The sequence below is a fragment of the Novosphingobium sp. KN65.2 genome, assembly GCF_001368935.1.
Classification (GTDB): Bacteria; Pseudomonadota; Alphaproteobacteria; order Sphingomonadales; family Sphingomonadaceae; genus Novosphingobium; species Novosphingobium mathurense.
Map to the genome: position 1 here is coordinate 37,668 of NZ_CCBH010000171.1, position 17,358 is coordinate 55,025.

Below are 17,358 nucleotides of genomic sequence, written 5' to 3' on the forward strand. Positions count from 1 at the left end.
AGCATGGCAAACGCCGGTACCAAGAACCGTCCGCTGTCGCCGCACCTCCAGATCTGGCGCTGGGGTCCGCACATGTTCGTTTCGATCATGCATCGCGTGACCGGAAACGGCTTGGCTTTCGCAGGACTGGGCGTGCTGTTGTGGTGGCTTGGCGCACTCGCAAGCGGGCCCGCCGCTTACGCGACTTTCGCGTGGGCGATGACCACTCCGATCGGCTACATCGTGCTGGTCGGCATCTCCTGGGCTTTCTTTACCCACATGATGAGCGGCCTGCGCCACTTCGTGCTCGACATCGGCGCCGGCTTCGAACTCAAGACGAACCGCACCTGGTCGATCCTTTCGCCGGTCCTGGGCGTGGTTCTCACCGTCGCCTTCTGGGCGATCCTGCTGCTTCGCTGAGGAACGAAAACAATGGGTAACGGAACATCCATCGGCCGCGTCCGCGGCCTCGGCTCGGCCAAGACCGGTCCGCACCACTGGCTGGTGCAGCGTTTCACCGCCATCGGCAACCTGCTGCTGGTTCTCTGGCTTGCGGTCTCGATCCTGCTCCTGCCGGACCTGACCTATGCTTCGGTTTCCGAGTGGCTTGCCACGCCGGTTCCGGCAACCGCGATGGCGCTGCTGGTCGTGTCGACCTTCTGGCACGCGCGCCTCGGCCTCCAGGTTGTGGTCGAGGACTACGTCCATGAGCACGCCAACAAGTTCGCCTGCATCGCCGCCCTGAACCTTGCCGCATTCGCTGGCGCCGCCTTCGGCGTCTTCTGCGTCGTCCGCCTCGCGCTGGGAGCCCACGCCTGATGTCCGCCCCTGCTTACAAGATCATCGACCACATCTATGACACCGTCGTCGTCGGCGCCGGTGGTTCGGGTCTGCGCGCCACGATGGGCTCGGCCGAAGCCGGCCTGAAGACCGCGTGCATCACCAAGGTCTTCCCGACCCGTTCGCACACCGTTGCGGCACAGGGAGGCATCGCCGCCTCGCTGTGCAACAACACGCCGGACCACTGGACCTGGCACATGTACGACACCGTCAAGGGGTCTGACTGGCTGGGCGACCAGGACGCCATCGAATACATGGTGCGCGAAGCCCCGGCCGCGGTCTACGAGCTGGAGCATGCCGGTGTGCCCTTCAGCCGCAATGCCGACGGCACGATCTACCAGCGCCCGTTCGGCGGCCACATGCAGAACATGGGCGAAGGCCCGCCGGTGCAGCGCACCTGCGCCGCCGCCGACCGTACCGGCCACGCCATGCTGCATGCGCTGTACCAGCAGTCGCTGAAGTACGACGCGGACTTCTTCATCGAATACTTCGCGATCGACCTGATCATGGACGGCGGCAAGTGTGTCGGCGTGATCGCGCTGTGCCTCGATGACGGCTCGATTCACCGTTTCCGCTCGCAGGCCGTCGTGCTCGCGACCGGCGGTTACGGCCGCAGCTACTACACCGCCACTTCGGCCCATACCTGCACCGGCGACGGAGGCGGCATGGTCCTGCGCGCGGGCCTGCCCCTGCAGGACATGGAATTCGTGCAGTTCCACCCGACCGGCATCTACGGCGCGGGCGTGCTCATCACCGAAGGCGCGCGCGGCGAGGGCGGCTACCTCACCAACTCCGAGGGCGAGCGCTTCATGGAGCGTTACGCGCCTTCCGCGAAGGACCTCGCCTCGCGCGACGTCGTCTCGCGCTCAATGGCGCTGGAAATCCGCGAAGGCCGCGGCGTCGGCCCGCACAAGGACCACATCTACCTGCATCTCGATCACATCGATCCCAAGGTGCTGGCAGAGCGTCTCCCGGGCATCACCGAGAGCGGCAAGATCTTCGCAGGCGTCGACCTGACCCGCCAGCCGCTGCCGGTCGTCCCGACCGTCCACTACAACATGGGCGGCATTCCCTGTAACTACCACGGCGAAGTCGTGACCATCGGTCCGGACGGCAATCCGGACACCGTGGTTCCGGGCCTCTTCGCGGTGGGCGAGGCTGCCTGCGTCTCGGTTCACGGCGCCAACCGCCTGGGCTCGAACTCGCTGATCGACCTCGTGGTTTTCGGCCGTGCGACCGGTCACCGCCTCAAGGAAATCGTCAAGGCCGGCGCTGCGCAGCCCGAACTGCCGAAGGACTCGGCAGACATGTCGCTCACCCGCCTCGACCACTTCCGCAACGCCAACGGCGGTTCGCCGACGGCGGAAGTGCGCACCGAGATGCAGCGTACGATGTCGGCTCACGCCGCAGTGTTCCGCACCGATGAACTCATGGTCGAAGGCAAGCAGAAGCTGGCCGCAACTTATGAGCGCATGCAGGACATCAAGGTCACGGACCGCGGCCTGATCTGGAACTCGGACCTGGTGGAAACGCTGGAACTCGACAACCTGATCTCGCAGGCTTCGGTCACGCTGCATGGCGCCCAGGCGCGCAAGGAAAGCCGCGGTGCCCACGCGCACGAGGACTTCCCGAACCGCGACGACGCGAACTGGATGAAGCACACCGTTGGCTGGTTCAACGGCTGGGGCGGCAAGGGTGGCGAAGTCCGTCTCGACTATCGCCCGGTCCACGAATACACGCTGACCGACGATGTCGAGTACATCAAGCCCAAGGCGCGCGTTTACTAAGACCATGGCGGGGCGCGCGGCGATCCTGAAATCCTGGGTCGCCGCCGCGCCCCTGCTTGCCCTGCTTCACCCGGCCCCCGTCGCCGCGAAGCAGGAGCCTGCCGCCCAGGAGGTGGCTGAGCCTGCATCGATTGCCGGCACTTACGACGGTTCGCGGACGGAAATGGCTGCCTGGCTGGAACTGGGCGAGGATGGCCGTTACCGCTATGCGCTGAGCTACGGCGCTGTCGACGAATATTCGATGGGAACCTGGGCCCGACAGGACGGCGGCATCGTCCTGAACAGCGATCCTTCCACGCCGCCGCAATTCGAATTGCTGGGCACCGAGCAGGGATCGGGCGCACCCGATGCCGTGACGCTCCACCTCGAAGGGAACGGCAACCTGCCGGTCTCGCTGTTCAGCGCCATCGTCGAACGCGCTGACGGGACCGGCACGATCGCCGACTTTTCCGATGGCGCTATCCAGATTCCGGTTTCCGACAGTGACCAGCTTCTTTCGATAAGCCTCGCCCTGCCGATCTTCGAAGTGCGCGGGGAACCGATCCCGGTGCCGCAGCCATCGGGCAAGTCTCTGTATTTTGCGTTCCATGCCAATGACCTCGGTTTCAAGGCGTTCGACCATACGGGCCTGTTCGAGAGCGACGGCATGTTCCTGCTCGAACGCTACGGACGGGAAATAACCTTCCGAAAGGTCTCGGAGTAGGCGAACCCGGCGCAGCTGCTGCGGGGCTTTACCTGAATCGATCCAGACGCTTGCGCCAAGCGTTGGGTTGCAGCCCCTTGTCGTCAATAGTCCGCAAGTCGCTATACCCTTGCCGAATTGCCGAATTGTCTCCGATGACTTATCCTGATCGCGTCAAAAAGAAGGCGTGAGGTGGGTTCAGGGATATTCGGGAGGGGCGATATGATAGGTCGAGCAAGGTTTTTCGTTGCCGCTGCAGTTTCGGCATTCATCGCCACGCAGCCGGCAGGGGCACAGCAGATCGGCGATCCTGTTCCGAACACTTTCCTGTGTACCTTCAAGCCCGGACCGATCACCGCGACGTATGCAGCGAACATGGCCGTTCAGGCCACTGGCGGGCGCCTCCTTCACGTCTATTCCGCCTTGCTGAACGGCTTTGCCATCCGCGCATCGGCGCAGGCCATTGCACAATTGCTGGACAAGGACCTCGACCTCTCCTCCTGCACGCAGGCGCACTATGTCGGTTTGCCAGATGGAGAAGCCGGTGCGACGGCCATGCCTTCGCGCGGGGGACCTCCGGGAAGCGGTGGCGGAGGAGGGGGCGGCAATGGCGGCAGTGGCAGTGGGGAAACGATCCCCTGGGATATCCAGCGCGTGGGCGGCCCGGGGACGCCCAATGGCAGGCTGGCCTGGGTCGTCGATACCGGTGTCGGCCCGAACACCGATCTTGTGATCAATGGGGGCCTGAGCAGGTCCTTTCTGACCGGTGACACTCTTGGCGGTAACACGGTCTCCTACGCCGACTTCAACGGCCACGGCACGCACGTTGCCGGGACAATCGCGGCGATCAGGGGCAATGGCATCGGGATTGCCGGGGTGGCGGCCGGGGCCACGGTGGTATCGGTAAGGGTCCTCGACTCGCTGGGCGTTGCGCCGGATACCGATGTGCTGGCGGGTCTCAATTACGTTGCCACGGCTGGCACGGCTGGCGATGTTGTGAACCTTAGTCTCAACGCGGATCCCAATTCGACCGTTCTCGACCAGGCCGTTGTGAATTTGGCCGCTGTCGGCTTTCACGTGGTGATGGCGGCAGGCAACGATAATGTGGACGTCGACATCAGGAAGGTGTCTCCGGCCGACCAGAATGGGACCGGGCTCTACACCGTTTCTGCATCCGACAAGCGCGACCGGAAGGCTTCGTTCTCCAACTATGGCGGTTCCGTCGACTGGGCCGAACCGGGCGTCGGAATTGTTTCGCTCGTCCCGAACAGCACCGGTACGACTTCCAAGGACGGAACCTCGATGGCTGCGCCCCATCTCTCGGGCATCCTGTTGACCGGCAATGCCACTGTTGTGTCGGGCGGAACGGTTTCCGGCGACCGGGACGGCAGTCCCGATCCGATCGGAGTGCTGCCCTGATCCGTCGATGCCGTTCATCCGGCGTTCATGTTTACAGACGTAATCGATTACATCTGTAAACGATGGAGGTGAGGGTGTCCGACGAGTCCGTGCAGCCCGAGCGCATCTCGGAAGCCGAGCATGCGGTGATGGAGGCGCTGTGGGAACGCAGCCCGCTCACCGCCCAGGAAGTCTGCGAAGAAGTCTGCGGTCCGCGCGGCTGGAGCCTTGCGACGGTCAAGACGCTTCTCTCGCGTCTTGTCGCCAAGCAGGCCGTCGCTACCGAGCCGGACGGCAAGCGCTTCCTGTATTCACCGAAAATGGCGCGCGAAGCTTATGTCGGGACTGAAAGCCGCCGCCTCGTTGACCGCCTGTTCGGCGGACGCGCGGCTCCGCTCTTCGCCCATCTTGCGCAGAACGAAGCACTGACGGAAGATGACATTGCCGAGATCGAGGCCCTGCTGAAGGAGCTCAAGTCATGATCGCGTGGCTCACCGATACGCTTGTGATGACCGGTGTGCTGATGGCGCTGGTGCTCGTGGTTCGCCGCCCGGTCGGGCGCTGGTTCGGTCCGGCGGCGGCCTACGCGCTCTGGGCGCTGCCGATGGTGCGCTTTCTATTGCCACCGCTGGCTCTGCCGCAGGGCCTGCTGCCGCGGCCCGAAGTGACGATTGAGCCGATCGTGGCGAGTGCGATGATCGTGGCTCCGGCCTCGGTGGAGCTTGCGGAGATTTCGGCGGGGCAGGGTCCTTCCACCACGGCAGTTCCCGTTGTGGCAGCGGCCGATCCCGGCCTTCTGGCGCAAGTGCCCTGGGCCGGTATGCTGATTGCGCTCTGGCTTGGCGGTGCTGCCGTATTCCTGTGCTGGCGTGCCTGGAGCTATGCGTCCATGCGGCGCGAATTGCTGGCGGGGGCACGACAGGTGGCGCAGGCCGAAGGCGTGCGCATCTTAGAGAGCCCGGCCGCCGGCGCGCCGCTCGCCTTCGGCATCTTCGACAAGGTCGTCGCTTTGCCGACCGGGTTTCTGGCCGAGACGGACTCCGAAAGTTCCGACTTCGCGATTGCCCATGAACTGGAGCATCACGCGGGCAACGACCTGATCGCGATTATCGCTGTCCAGCCGCTTTTCGCGCTCCATTGGTTCAACCCGCTGGCATGGGCGGCATGGCGGGCGCTGCGCGGCGATCAGGAGGCGGCGTGCGATGCGCGGGTCATGGCCGGTTGCGATCGCAAGACTCGGGCGCGTTATGGCAGGCTCATTGCTTCCTATGCCGCTGGCTCGCGCCTCACGCTGGCGGCTCCGATCGCCGGGCCGCTGGGTGGCGACAAGCCGATCATTCACCGCCTCAAGGCTCTGGCCTGCGACGATATTTCGCCGGCCCGCCGCGTGCTGGCGCGAAGCCTCTTCGCCGTATCGCTCGTGGCCGTGCCGATGACGGCGACGGTCAGCTATGCAGCGATGGAAGAGCCCGAGATTCCCGAATCGCCGGAACCGCCGGCGCCTCCCGTCCCGCCGGAACCGCAACAGGCGCCCGAGCCGCCTTCGGTTTCCGATGTGCACGGAACGGGCAACGTGACGGTACCGCCTGAACCCCCGGCTCCTCCGGCCCCGCCGTCAGCCGTGGCCGAGGCTCGGCAGGAAGCCGAACTGCATCGTGCCGAAGCCGAAGTGGAACGCCACGCCGCCGATGCCGAGCGTTGGGCTGCCGAGGCCGAACGGCGCGCAGCCGAAGTCGAGCGCAGTGCCGCACGGGCGTTGACCCGCGCCCCGCAAGTGAGCGAGACTGTCTCGCCCGATGGCAAGGTCCGCCACATCCGCATCGTGACGAAGGACGAAAATGGCCGGAACGTCCTGACCAGGGAAATGGTCATCGATGAAACCTGCCCTGCCGACAGTCCGCGGGATGAAGAGGCGAACGGCCAGAGCAGGTCCCTCCGGATCTGTGCGGGTGAGCCGAAGGGCATTCACAAGGCCGTGATCAAGTCGCTCCAGTCCGCCCGCGCGGCAGTCGTCACCGACCGCACCATCAAGGAAGATGTGCGCAGCGAGATCCTGCTCGACCTCGACCGGGAAATCGAGCGGGCGCGCAGGGGTATGGGTGTGAGCAAGAGCTGATCCGGGCCGGGCAGGGCAAGCTCTCGCGTTTGATCAGGGAATCTTCTGGACGACCGGTTCGGAAACGATGGGAACGCCGGCGCTTGTCGTCTCCTGCGCCTTGTCGTCCTGCTTTTCCTCATCCTTGCGCTCTTCCTGCGCCTTCCTGTCGTCGTCCTTCTTGTCATCATCCTTCTCGTTCTGGGCGAGATAGGCGTTGATCACCTTGGGCGTTGCGGGTGAGGCGGGGTAGGCGCAGCCGCGCTGCGCGCCGACTCCCTTGAGGAAGCCGCGACGGGCGAGGCCCGCCTGGATGGCGGTGCGCACGGCGCGCTCCTGGGCATTGGCGCCTGACAGTTCGCGGATCAGCCCGCGGAAAGGAATGAATGAGCTGACCACCCACTTGGCGACGCGACCGGCGCTGACCCGGTCGCGGGCCTCCTGCGGCAGGTCCATGTCGGGTCCGAGGATCGCGTCGAGCCGCTCCACCGCGGCAATCAGCTGCTTGCACCTGCCAAGGTCTGTCAGGTCGTAGGGCTTGTCGATCGCCTCGATCAGGATGGGCGGAATTTCTTCCTTGGTGATGTTGAGGTCGGTGGTGGGCGTCTTGGCCACGTCCATGACGTCGGGGTCGCTGTCCGTGATCGGCTTGTCCTGGCTGCGAGCCTCTGCATGGCCGAGCGAGAGCGCGGCGGCCACGGTTACCAGGAAACACGATCTGAGCACTTCAATCCTCCAGGCCAGTTCCGCGCGGGAGACCGGGCCCAGCCGTCTCCCCTACTGCTGATTGAACGTATCGCAGGCGTCCTCGTTCCCGGTCTCGATCCCGCGCCGCAACCACTTCATGCGCTGGACGCTGCTGCCGTGGGTGAAACTCTCCGGGCTGACCGAGCGGCCCGCCCCTTGCATCAGGGCATCGTCACCGATGGCGCTGGCGGCGGTCATGCCTTCCTCCATGTCGCCCGGTTCGATCAGGTCGGCATGCTTGCCGGCCCAGACGCCCGCGTAGCAGTCCGCCTGCAGTTCCATGCGCACCGACAGGGCATTCGCCTGTGAGGGGTTCTGCTGCTGCGCGCTGCGAACCTTCCGGTCGAGGCCGAGCAGGCTCTGCACATGGTGACCGTATTCATGGGCGATCACGTAGTAGCGGGCGAAGTCGCCGCGCGCGCCGAGCTGGCGGTCGAGCTGGTCGTAGAAGGAGATGTCGATGTAGATGCCCCGGTCGGCCGGGCAATAGAATGGTCCCATTGCGCTTTGCGCCGCGCCGCAGCCGGTTCGGGTGCCGCCGGTGAAGAAGTTGAGCGTCGGCTGGTCGAACGGGATGTTCGCCTGCGCGAACAGCGGCTGCCATGTCCGGTTTAGCGAATCGAGCGCGTTGCACGCTTCCAGCGAATAGGCATTGGCTTCGCAGATCGCGGTGGCATCGCCCGGGGCCGCGCGGCTGTCTGTCGAAGGCTGCTGCTGTTGCTGCACTTCGCTAATGGTGCCGAGCATCTGCGCCGGATCGAGCCCGAAGACGAAAGCGCCGATCAGGACGAGGACAATCGAGCCGCAACCCAGCTTGGCTCCACCGCCACCGGGAAAGCCGCCGCCACCGCCCCGGCGGACCTTGATATTTGCAGGATCGAACCGGTTCAGCCGCATGATTTGTTATCCTTTCCCGCCCGTTACGCCATCCAGCCGGGCACCGGACCGGCAGGATCGAACCTGCCTATCCGGACTGCTATCGAAAGTGAAATTGAATTGCCTGCCGTCGGTTCCCTCCCGTGCGTGCGGCACTGCTGCAACGCTGTGGCCCCTGGACGGGCAAAAACGACTGGGATCGCGAAGTTTTCTGAGACTTGCGGAATTTACGTCGTATAGAAGAGCAGCAATGAATTGGGGTCCAGTGACAGGTTCGATGCGAACGATCAGGGCTATCGCTCTTGGCCTGCTTTTCGTTGCTTTTGCGTCCGCGCCTGTCCCCGCACTCGCTGCAAGCTCGCGGGTCGACCGCGAGATCCAGGCCCAACTTCTCGCCCAGATCAAGGTGCTCGCCAGCGACGATTTCGACGGACGCGAGCCGGGTACCGAGGGCGAGGCGAAGACCTTGCGCTACATCGCGAGGCAGTGGTTCGACATCGGCCTCGTTTCCGGAACAAACGATCCGGGCAACGAATGGTTCATGCCGGTCACGCTCGTTGCGCGCGAACCGGCAGCCTCCAACGCGACTTTCCAGCGCAAGGGCTATCGCACCGCCATTTCGCCGCACAACGTGCTGGTGCTGACCTCGGGTCATCGCAGCCTCGTGCGCAATGCGCCGCTGCTTTTCGTCGGCCGGGTGCGTGGCGACGCGTTTACCCGCAACGAACTGGCGGGCCGGATCGCGGTGATCCTCGACGGCAGCCGCCCCGACAGCGAGCGGCAGAACGAACTGCTGGCACTTGGCGCCTCGGCAGTGCTGACCGTGCTCGACGGCGATCGCAGCCTCGAGCAGGTCGCCGCGCGTCGCAAGCGCTCCGGTTACGCACTGTCCGACGATGCGATCGGCGGTGACCTTGAGGCATTCATCACCCGCGAAGACATGACGACCCTGCTCAAGGGTACTTCGCAAAGCCTCGAAGGGCTGGAGAAACTGGCCGATGCGGAAGACTTCGCGTCGATCACCCTCGACCTGACAGCCTCGCTCGAGGCGACGACGCGCGAAACCACGATCCATACGCACAACCTGATCGGCAAGCTGCCCGGACGCCATCCCGAGGCCGGCGCCGTGCTCTACGTGGCGCACTGGGATCACTTCGGCGAATGCGGCGAGCCGACCTCGGAGGACCGGATCTGCAATGGCGCGGTCGACAATGCCAGCGGGGTTGCGGCGATGACAGAAGTGGCACGCCGTCTTGCCCGGGGCCAGCCGCTCGACCGCGATGTCTATTTCCTGGCAACGACGGCAGAGGAACTGGGCCTGCTGGGCGCCCATGCCTTCGCCGAGAATCCGCCGCTCCCGCTCACCCGGATCGTTGCGGCCTTCAACATCGATTCGGTTGCCATTGCCCCCAAGGGCACGCCCTTCGCCATTGTCGGGCGCGGGATGACCGCGCTCGATGCGGATATCGCCAAGGTCGCGAAGGCAGAGAAATTTCGCCTGCGGGACAACGACGACGCCAACGAATTCGTCAAGCGTCAGGACGGTTGGGCCCTGCTGCAGCATGACATTCCCACTGTCATGGTGACCACCGCCTATGGCGACATCGACCGGATGCGCGCCTTTTTCGACGGGGATTATCATAGACCTAGCGACGATCTTTCGCATCCCATCGAACTGGGCGGGGCCGTCCAGGACGTGAAGATGCTGACTGCGCTCGGTCGCTGGTTCGGGGATCTGCGCAAGGTGCCGGTGGAGCCCGGTGCCGGTTGACCGGCAATCCGTGCCACCTTGGCGAAATCAGGCACTAGCCCAATTGGGCACCTTTGATTACATGGGCCGCCACGATTCTCCCCCGCACAAGGCATGGTGGCACACATGGAAATCCAGCTCGGACTTACTTTCGACGACGTCCTGCTGCGTCCGGCAAAGTCCGACATCGTCCCGACCCAGGCCGATACCCGCACGCGTCTCACCCGCGAAATCGGTCTCAACATCCCGGTCATTTCCTCGGCGATGGATACCGTTACCGAAGCCGACATGGCGATCGTCATGGCGCAGATGGGCGGCATCGGCGTTCTTCACCGCAACCTCACGATCGAGGAACAGTGTGCCGCGGTCCGCGCGGTCAAGCGCTTCGAAAGCGGCATGGTGGTCAACCCGATCACGATTTCGCCCGATGCGACGCTTGGCGAGGCACAGGCGATCATGCTTGCCAACCGCATCAGCGGCATCCCGGTCGTCGAAGGTCCGGGCAAGCTGGTCGGCATACTGACCAACCGCGACGTGCGCTTCGCCGACAACCCGAACCAGCCGGTCCGCGAGCTCATGACCCATGAGAACCTCGCGACGGTTCAGGTCGGCGTTTCGCAGGAAGAGGCGCGCCGCCTGCTTCACCACCGCCGCATCGAAAAGCTGCTGGTCGTCGACGATTCCTTCCATTGCGTCGGCCTGATCACGGTCAAGGACATCGAGAAGGCCGTCACGTATCCCGACGCCACCAAGGACGCCGCCGGCCGCCTGCGCGTTGCTGCGGCAACGACCGTGGGCGACAAGGGCTTCGAGCGCACCGAGGCGCTGCTAGCCGCTGAATGCGATGTCGTCGTGATCGACACCGCGCATGGCCACAACAGGGACGTCGCGCTGGCCGTCGAGCGCGTGAAGAAGCTGTCGAACTCGGCACAGGTCATTGCCGGCAACATCGCCACGGCCGAAGCGGCCCGTGCGCTGATCGATGCCGGTGCGGACTGCGTGAAGGTCGGTATCGGCCCCGGCTCGATCTGCACCACCCGCGTCGTCGCCGGTGTCGGCGTGCCGCAGCTGACCGCGATCATGGATGCCGCAGAGGAAGCCGACAAGTCGGGCGTCCCGGTCATCGCCGATGGCGGTCTGCGTACTTCTGGCGATGCGGCCAAGGCGCTTGCCGCCGGTGCCTCGACGATCATGGTCGGCTCGATGCTGGCCGGTACCGAGGAAGCCCCGGGCGAGACGTTCCTGTATCAGGGACGCGCCTACAAGTCGTACCGTGGCATGGGCTCGGTCGGCGCGATGGGTCGCGGATCGGCGGACCGCTATTTCCAGGGCGATATCAAGGACCAGATGAAGCTCGTGCCCGAAGGCATCGAGGGTCAGGTGGCCTTCAAGGGCCCGGCCAAGGATGTCATCCACCAGCTCGTGGGCGGTGTGAAGGCTGCCATGGGCTACACCGGTTCGGCCACCATCGAGGACATGCGCAAGAACGCGCAGTTCGTGCGCATCACCAATGCCGGCCTGCGCGAGAGCCACGTCCACGACGTCACCATCACCCGCGAGGCGCCGAACTACCCGTCGCGTTGAGGGGCGGGCGATGACGCCCGCCGCCCGCGTTCAGGCCGCGATCGAGATCCTCGATCTCGTGATTGCCGCCGCGCGCGCCAATGGCGCGCCTGCCGACCGGCTGATCGCCGACTGGTTCCGTGCGCGCCGCTTTGCCGGCAGCAAGGACCGCAGGGCCGTGCGCGAGCTGGCCTACCGGGCGATCAGGGCCTGCGGCGAAGTGCCCGAGACCGGCCGCGCGGCGATGTTGCGTGTCGCAGCCGAGGACCCCGTCATCGCCTCCCTGTTCGACGGATCGCGCCATGCCCCGGCGCCTGTCGAACCGGATGAGCCAAGGGCCGAAGGCGGGATCGCGCCCGGCTGGTTGCAGGATCGCCTTGCTGCCAGCGGGGTGATGCCAGACGACGCGGCTTCTTTGCTCGACCGCGCGCCGCTCGACGTTCGCGTCAATACGCTGCGGGCAGGGCGCGTGGCCCTGCCTCAGGGCGGCGAGCGGACCGTCGCCGCGCATGGCTGGCGCTATCCGCCCGAAACCCGCATCGAGCAGTCCGATGCCTATGTGGCGGGTGCCATCGAGGTGCAGGACACCGGATCGCAGCTGACCTGCGAGGCGGTAGCGGCAAAGCCGGGCGAGACGGTGATCGACTTGTGCGCCGGGGCCGGCGGCAAGACCCTTGCGCTGGCGGCAGCGATGGAAAATCGGGGCAAGCTCATCGCCTGCGACGCCGACCGCACGCGCCTGTCGCGATTGGCTCCGCGGGCGGAACGCGCGGGGGTGACGATGGTCGAGACCGTCCTGCTCTATCCCGGCCGCGAGGTCGAGGCGCTGGCGCCTTGGCACGGCAAGGCCGATGCGGTGCTTGTCGATGCGCCCTGTTCGGGAACCGGCACCTGGCGACGCAACCCGGAAGCGCGCTGGCGTCTCACGTCCAGGCAGCTCGAACGCTATGTCGCGATCCAGTCGCGCCTGCTCGATGTTGCGGCGGGGCTGGTCCGGCCCGGTGGACGCCTCGTCTTCGTGACCTGCTCGCTGCTGGACGAGGAAGGGGCCGATCAGGCGAGCGGCTTCCTGGCCCGCAAGCCCGGTTGGCGGGCCGACATCCCGGCGCTTGCCGCCGGAACCGAGCGCGGCTCCGGCCTGCGCCTCTCACCGTATCATGACGGGACCGACGGCTTTTTCGTCGCACGTATGACTTGCGTATGATAGCGTAATCCCCATGATGAGGACGAAACCCTCGGCCAAGGACATGCTGATGCGTTACACGCCCGCTGCCATTGCTCTTTCGCTTCTCGTTGCCGTTTCTTCCAGCGCCATCCTCTCCGAACCCTCGGAGGCGCTCGATCCGCGTGCCGCGAAGCTCATGAGCGAAGGACGCGCCGCCGTCTCTTCCGGAAAGCTGCAGGCCGCGATCGATGCCTATGAAGCGGCGCTGACCGTCGAACCGGGCGATGTCTCGGTGCTGGTCGCGCTGGCCGAAGCCACCCGGCGCACCGGCATGCAGGGCAAGGCCGTGCACTACTATCGCATGGTGCTGGCCTCCGACCCGCGCAATCTCGATGCGCTTGCCGGTGAAGGCATGGCGCTGGCCGAAAAGGGCGCGACCGAAAAGGCGACCCGCAACCTCGCCCGGCTCGAAACGCTTTGCGGCAATTCCTGCGCGGCCACGGAAAAGCTCGCTGCGGCCATCGCCAAGGGGCCAAGCCCGCGCATGGTCACTGCCGAGGCCGTGACGCCCAAGCCCATCGTCAGCGAAAACTGATCGCATGCTGGCCGTTACGCTGAAACGTCTTCAGCATGACGGCCGATGTGCGCCAATATGTCAGGTGAGAGCGTGCGTGTTGAGCGCGCTCAGATCAGCGCGCGAAACTCTTCAACGACAGAGCGATAGACGCGCTTCTTGAATGGCACGATGAGGTCCGGAAGCAGGGCGGCCTCGACCCATTTCCAGTCGCAGAATTCGGGCGGATTGTGCGCCTCGAGATCGACGTCTTCATCGCTGCCCTCGAAGCGGGCGAGGAACCAGTGCTGGCGCTGGCCGCGGTACTTGCCCTTCCAGAGCTTGCCCAACAGTTCGTCGGGCAGGTCGTAGAGCAGTTCTTCCTTGGTGCGGCTCAGGATCGTCACGTGCCGTTCCGTTACGCCGGTTTCCTCGTGAAGCTCGCGCAGGGCCGCTTCGCGCAGATCCTCGCCGTCGTCGACGCCGCCCTGGGGCATCTGCCACCAGTCGCCTTCCTTGGTGTCGATCCGCTTGCCGACGAACACTTTGCCGTCAGCGTTGACGAGCATGACGCCGACGCAGGGGCGATAGGGCAGGGACGAGAAATCGTTCATCGAGAATAAGGATTCCGTGGGTTATGAGGGGATGCGGCGGGAGAGAAGGGATGCTGCAATAGCCGGTCCGCGCAACGCATGAAACAGAGAATGACCGAAGGCGATGCTCTTGACTAGCGTCTTTTATGGTTCTCTTGCGGAAATGACAGGTTTGTCCGCCTGAGAGATTTTCTAAATTGCACCCGGGCCCCGGAAAGCCCACGTGCACAGAGGCAAGAGCAGTTCCGGCGTGCAGCCGAAGAGGAAAATGATGGCATCAATTACAGCCGAACAGGAAAAGCCGGCTTCCGTGCAGGAAGCATCGCCCGAAGCCGTCGTCGTGCGCTTCGCTGGCGACTCGGGCGATGGTATGCAGCTCACCGGCGGTCAGTTCACGCTGTCGACCGCACTGGCAGGTAACGATCTGGCGACTTTCCCGGACTTCCCGGCGGAAATTCGCGCACCGCAGGGGACGCTGTTCGGCGTCTCGGCTTTCCAGATCAACTTCGGTTCGAGCGAGATCACGACCGCGGGCGACGCGCCCGACGTGCTCGTGGCGATGAACCCGGCCGCTCTGAAGACCAATGTCCAGGCGCTCAAGCCCGGCGGTCTCGTCATTGCCGACACCGGCGAGTTCTCCAAGCGCAACCTCGACAAGGCGAAGTACGAGACCAGCCCGCTCGAGGATGGCAGCCTCGCCAAGTGGGACGTGCTCGCCTTCGACATCTCGGCGCTGACGCTCGAGGCGGTGAAGCCGTTCGGCCTTGGCAACAAGGAAGCGCTGCGCTGCAAGAACATGTGGACGCTGGGCCTGGCCCTGTGGATGTTCGACCGCGACCGTGAGCCGCTGGTGAACTGGCTGAAGACCAAGTTCGCCAAGAACCCGGTCCTCGCCGATGCCAACATCGCCGCGCTCAATGCCGGCCATGCCTATGGCGAAACCGCCGAACTGGCCGGTCCGCTCAAGAAGCTGCACATCGATCCGGTGCCGTCCGAACCGGGCCTCTATCGTACGATTACCGGCGCGGAAGCTGTCTCGCTCGGCCTCGTCGCCGGTGCGCAGCTGGCGGAACTGCCGATGTTCTTCGGCGGCTACCCGATCACCCCGGCTTCGGCGATCCTTCACAACCTCGTGAAGATGAAGGAATTCGGCGTCACCACCTTCCAGGCGGAAGACGAGATCGCTGCGATCTGCTCGGCCATCGGCGCATCCTATGCCGGTCAGCTCGGCGTCACCTCGTCCTCGGGCCCGGGCATCGCGCTCAAGGGTGAGGCCATGGGCCTTGCGATCATGACCGAGCTGCCGCTCGTCATCGTCAACTCGCAGCGCGGCGGTCCTTCGACGGGCCTGCCGACCAAGACCGAGCAGTCGGACCTCTATCAGGCGGTCTACGGCCGCAATGGCGACGCGCCGCTGCCGGTTATCGCTGCCCGCTCGCCGGCCGACGCCTTCGAGTGCGCCATCGAGGCCTGCCGCATCGCCACCCAGTTCATGACCCCGGTCATGCTGCTGACCGACGGCTATATCGGCAATGCTTCGGAGCCGTGGCTGGTGCCCGATCCGTCGACCTTCGAACCGTTCCCGGTCAAGTTCCTCGAGGACACCAACAACCCGGACGGCAAGGTTCTTCCCTACAAGCGGGACGAGCGTGGTGTGCGTCCGTGGATCAAGCCCGGCACTGCCGACCTGATGCACCGCGTCGGCGGCATCGAGAAGGCCATCGACACCGGTGACCTCGACTATTCGCCCGCGACGCACCAGGCCCAGACCGATGCGCGCAAGGCGAAGGTCGATGGCATTGCCGCGGCCGTGCCTGCACAGGATGTCTGCCTCGGCAACGAGAAGGGCAGGCTTGCGGTGGTCGGCTGGGGTTCGACTTACGGTCCGATCCACCAGGCGGTGCGTCGTGCGCGCCGCAAGGGCTACGACGTCAGCCACATCCACGTCCGCCACGTCTGGCCGCTGCCGGCCAACATGGGCGACTTGCTTGCCGGTTTCGAGAAGGTGCTCGTCCCCGAGATGAACACCGGCCAGTTCAAGACCGTGCTGCGCGACCAGTTCCTGGTCGATGCCGTGCCGCTCAACAAGACCAGCGGCCAGCCTTTCGCCATCGCCGAGATCGAGGAAGCCATTGCATCCTTCTTCGATGGCGTGCCCGGCCATGCCGAAGGCGAAGTGCCCGTCAACGATACCCAGCTCCCGAATCCGGAGGCCTGAGCCATGAACGACATGACCCCCATCCAGACCACGCTCAAGGACTGGGAATCCGATCAGGAAGTCCGCTGGTGCCCCGGCTGCGGCGACTACGCGATCCTCAAGGCCGTGCAGCGCACCCTTCCGATGATCGGCGCCGATCCGAAGAACACCGTGTTCGTCTCGGGCATCGGCTGCTCCAGCCGCTTCCCGTACTACGTCGAAAGCTACGGCTTCCACACGATCCACGGCCGCGCCCCGGCCTTCGCCACCGGCATCAAGCTCGCCAATCCCGAGCTCGACGTATGGCTGGTCACCGGCGACGGTGACGGCATGTCGATCGGCGGCAATCACACAATGCACGTGCTGCGCCGCAATCTCGACTGTCAGATCATGCTGTTCAACAACGAGATCTACGGTCTGACCAAGGGCCAGTACTCGCCCACCAGCCGCGTCGGCACCAGCTCGCCGACGTCGCCGGTCGGCTCGGTCGACCGGCCGGCACTGCCCTGCGCCTTCGCGCTGGGTTCGGGCGCTCGCTTCGTGGCGCGCGGTTACGACGTCTCGAAGGACCTGCCCGAAGTGCTCAAGGCGGCCCACGCCCACAAGGGGGCGGCCTTCATCGAGATCTTCCAGAACTGCATCGTCTACAACAAGGATCGCTTCGACGACTTCACCGCCAAGGGGGTGGCAGCCGAGAACCAGATCTGGTGCACCGACGGTGAGCCGCTGCTTTTCGCCAAGGGTACCAAGGGCCTTTCGCTCGATCATGACACGCTGACCCTCAAGGTCGTAGATGTCGTCGACGGTGACTGGCAGGCAGCCGACGTTGCGGTTCACAACGTGAAGAACCGTGGCCTTGCGCACATGCTGGTCGAAATGCCCTTCGGTCCGTTCCCGATGGCGCTGGGCGTGATCTACGACGATCCGCGTCCGACCTTCGAAGGCGAAGTCGTGGCCGAACGCGCGAAGCTGATCGAAGGCAAGACTGCCAACCTCGGCAAGCTGCTCTCGAAGGGCCAGACCTGGACCGTCGAGGAAAAGGACGCAGCGCACGGGCTGATGGACTGATGACGCCGGGGTGAGAGCGGCCCGAGGGCCGCTCTCACCCCGCGCTCATGGGCGGCCCCGAAGGG

16 protein-coding genes are annotated in these 17,358 nt (G+C 65.1%); 13 read left to right on the forward strand and 3 right to left on the reverse strand.

From position 1 onward, the window contains the following. The first annotated feature begins 3 nt into the window (after nt 1-3). The 7 genes from sdhC (at nt 4) to SPHV1_RS16875 (ending at nt 6,802) form a co-directional block, all read left to right on the forward strand. On the forward strand, nt 4-399 hold the full coding sequence (gene sdhC / locus SPHV1_RS16845) for a succinate dehydrogenase, cytochrome b556 subunit (RefSeq protein ID WP_054947221.1): 396 nt from the start codon (nt 4-6) through the stop codon (nt 397-399). A 12-nt stretch (nt 400-411) separates the two neighbouring features. Next, nucleotides 412-798, forward strand: a complete 387-nt coding sequence (gene sdhD, locus SPHV1_RS16850) for a succinate dehydrogenase, hydrophobic membrane anchor protein (RefSeq protein ID WP_054947194.1) — start codon at nt 412-414, stop codon at nt 796-798. Then, complete coding sequence (gene sdhA / locus SPHV1_RS16855; RefSeq protein ID WP_054947195.1) at nt 798-2,606, forward strand: succinate dehydrogenase flavoprotein subunit; 1,809 nt, start codon at nt 798-800, stop codon at nt 2,604-2,606. The genes sdhD and sdhA overlap by 1 nt, the downstream gene beginning before the upstream one ends. Before the next feature lie 4 nt (nt 2,607-2,610). Continuing rightward, the gene (locus SPHV1_RS16860) at nt 2,611-3,309 is read left to right on the forward strand and encodes a hypothetical protein (RefSeq protein WP_054947196.1); all 699 of its coding nucleotides are present in this window, start codon (nt 2,611-2,613) and stop codon (nt 3,307-3,309) included. Between the two features lie 201 nt (nt 3,310-3,510). Then, a complete protein-coding gene (locus tag SPHV1_RS16865; protein WP_054947197.1) occupies nt 3,511-4,707 on the forward strand; it encodes a S8 family serine peptidase in 1,197 nt (398 codons plus the stop codon). A 62-nt stretch (nt 4,708-4,769) separates the two neighbouring features. Beyond that, on the forward strand, nt 4,770-5,168 hold the full coding sequence (locus SPHV1_RS16870) for a BlaI/MecI/CopY family transcriptional regulator (protein WP_054947198.1): 399 nt from the start codon (nt 4,770-4,772) through the stop codon (nt 5,166-5,168). After that, nucleotides 5,165-6,802: a M56 family metallopeptidase gene (locus tag SPHV1_RS16875; protein WP_054947199.1), complete on the forward strand. Its 1,638-nt coding sequence runs from the start codon at nt 5,165-5,167 to the stop codon at nt 6,800-6,802. Before SPHV1_RS16870 ends, SPHV1_RS16875 begins: the two co-directional genes overlap by 4 nt. 33 nt (nt 6,803-6,835) lie before the next feature. Here SPHV1_RS16875 and SPHV1_RS16880 read toward each other — a convergent pair whose 3' ends face one another. Next, nucleotides 6,836-7,507, reverse strand: coding sequence for a hypothetical protein (locus SPHV1_RS16880; RefSeq protein WP_054947200.1), 672 nt, complete (start codon nt 7,505-7,507; stop codon nt 6,836-6,838). 51 nt (nt 7,508-7,558) lie between these two features. Then, a complete protein-coding gene (locus tag SPHV1_RS16885; protein WP_054947201.1) occupies nt 7,559-8,425 on the reverse strand; it encodes a neutral zinc metallopeptidase in 867 nt (288 codons plus the stop codon). Between the two features lie 229 nt (nt 8,426-8,654). Here SPHV1_RS16885 and SPHV1_RS16890 point away from each other — a divergent pair, with 229 nt between their 5' ends. From SPHV1_RS16890 to SPHV1_RS16905, 4 genes are all read left to right on the forward strand, one after another. Then, the gene (locus tag SPHV1_RS16890; RefSeq protein WP_082431043.1) at nt 8,655-10,175 is read left to right on the forward strand and encodes a M20/M25/M40 family metallo-hydrolase; all 1,521 of its coding nucleotides are present in this window, start codon (nt 8,655-8,657) and stop codon (nt 10,173-10,175) included. A 105-nt stretch (nt 10,176-10,280) separates the two neighbouring features. Continuing rightward, nucleotides 10,281-11,738 (forward strand): IMP dehydrogenase, encoded by a 1,458-nt coding sequence (gene guaB, locus SPHV1_RS16895; protein WP_054947203.1) that lies wholly within the window; start codon nt 10,281-10,283, stop codon nt 11,736-11,738. A 10-nt stretch (nt 11,739-11,748) separates the two neighbouring features. Continuing rightward, nucleotides 11,749-12,921, forward strand: a complete 1,173-nt coding sequence (locus tag SPHV1_RS16900; RefSeq protein WP_054947204.1) for an RsmB/NOP family class I SAM-dependent RNA methyltransferase — start codon at nt 11,749-11,751, stop codon at nt 12,919-12,921. Between the two features lie 13 nt (nt 12,922-12,934). Continuing rightward, nucleotides 12,935-13,477: a tetratricopeptide repeat protein gene (locus SPHV1_RS16905; protein ID WP_054947205.1), complete on the forward strand. Its 543-nt coding sequence runs from the start codon at nt 12,935-12,937 to the stop codon at nt 13,475-13,477. Between the two features lie 89 nt (nt 13,478-13,566). Here the strand turns inward: SPHV1_RS16905 and SPHV1_RS16910 are convergent, their stop codons facing one another. Continuing rightward, a complete protein-coding gene (locus SPHV1_RS16910; RefSeq protein ID WP_054947206.1) occupies nt 13,567-14,049 on the reverse strand; it encodes an RNA pyrophosphohydrolase in 483 nt (160 codons plus the stop codon). A 250-nt stretch (nt 14,050-14,299) separates the two neighbouring features. Between SPHV1_RS16910 and SPHV1_RS16915 the strand changes: the two genes are divergently transcribed. Beyond that, nucleotides 14,300-16,246 (forward strand): 2-oxoacid:acceptor oxidoreductase subunit alpha, encoded by a 1,947-nt coding sequence (locus SPHV1_RS16915; protein ID WP_054947222.1) that lies wholly within the window; start codon nt 14,300-14,302, stop codon nt 16,244-16,246. A 3-nt stretch (nt 16,247-16,249) separates the two neighbouring features. After that, nucleotides 16,250-17,293 (forward strand): 2-oxoacid:ferredoxin oxidoreductase subunit beta, encoded by a 1,044-nt coding sequence (locus SPHV1_RS16920; protein ID WP_054947207.1) that lies wholly within the window; start codon nt 16,250-16,252, stop codon nt 17,291-17,293. Nucleotides 17,294-17,358 lie beyond the last annotated feature (65 nt).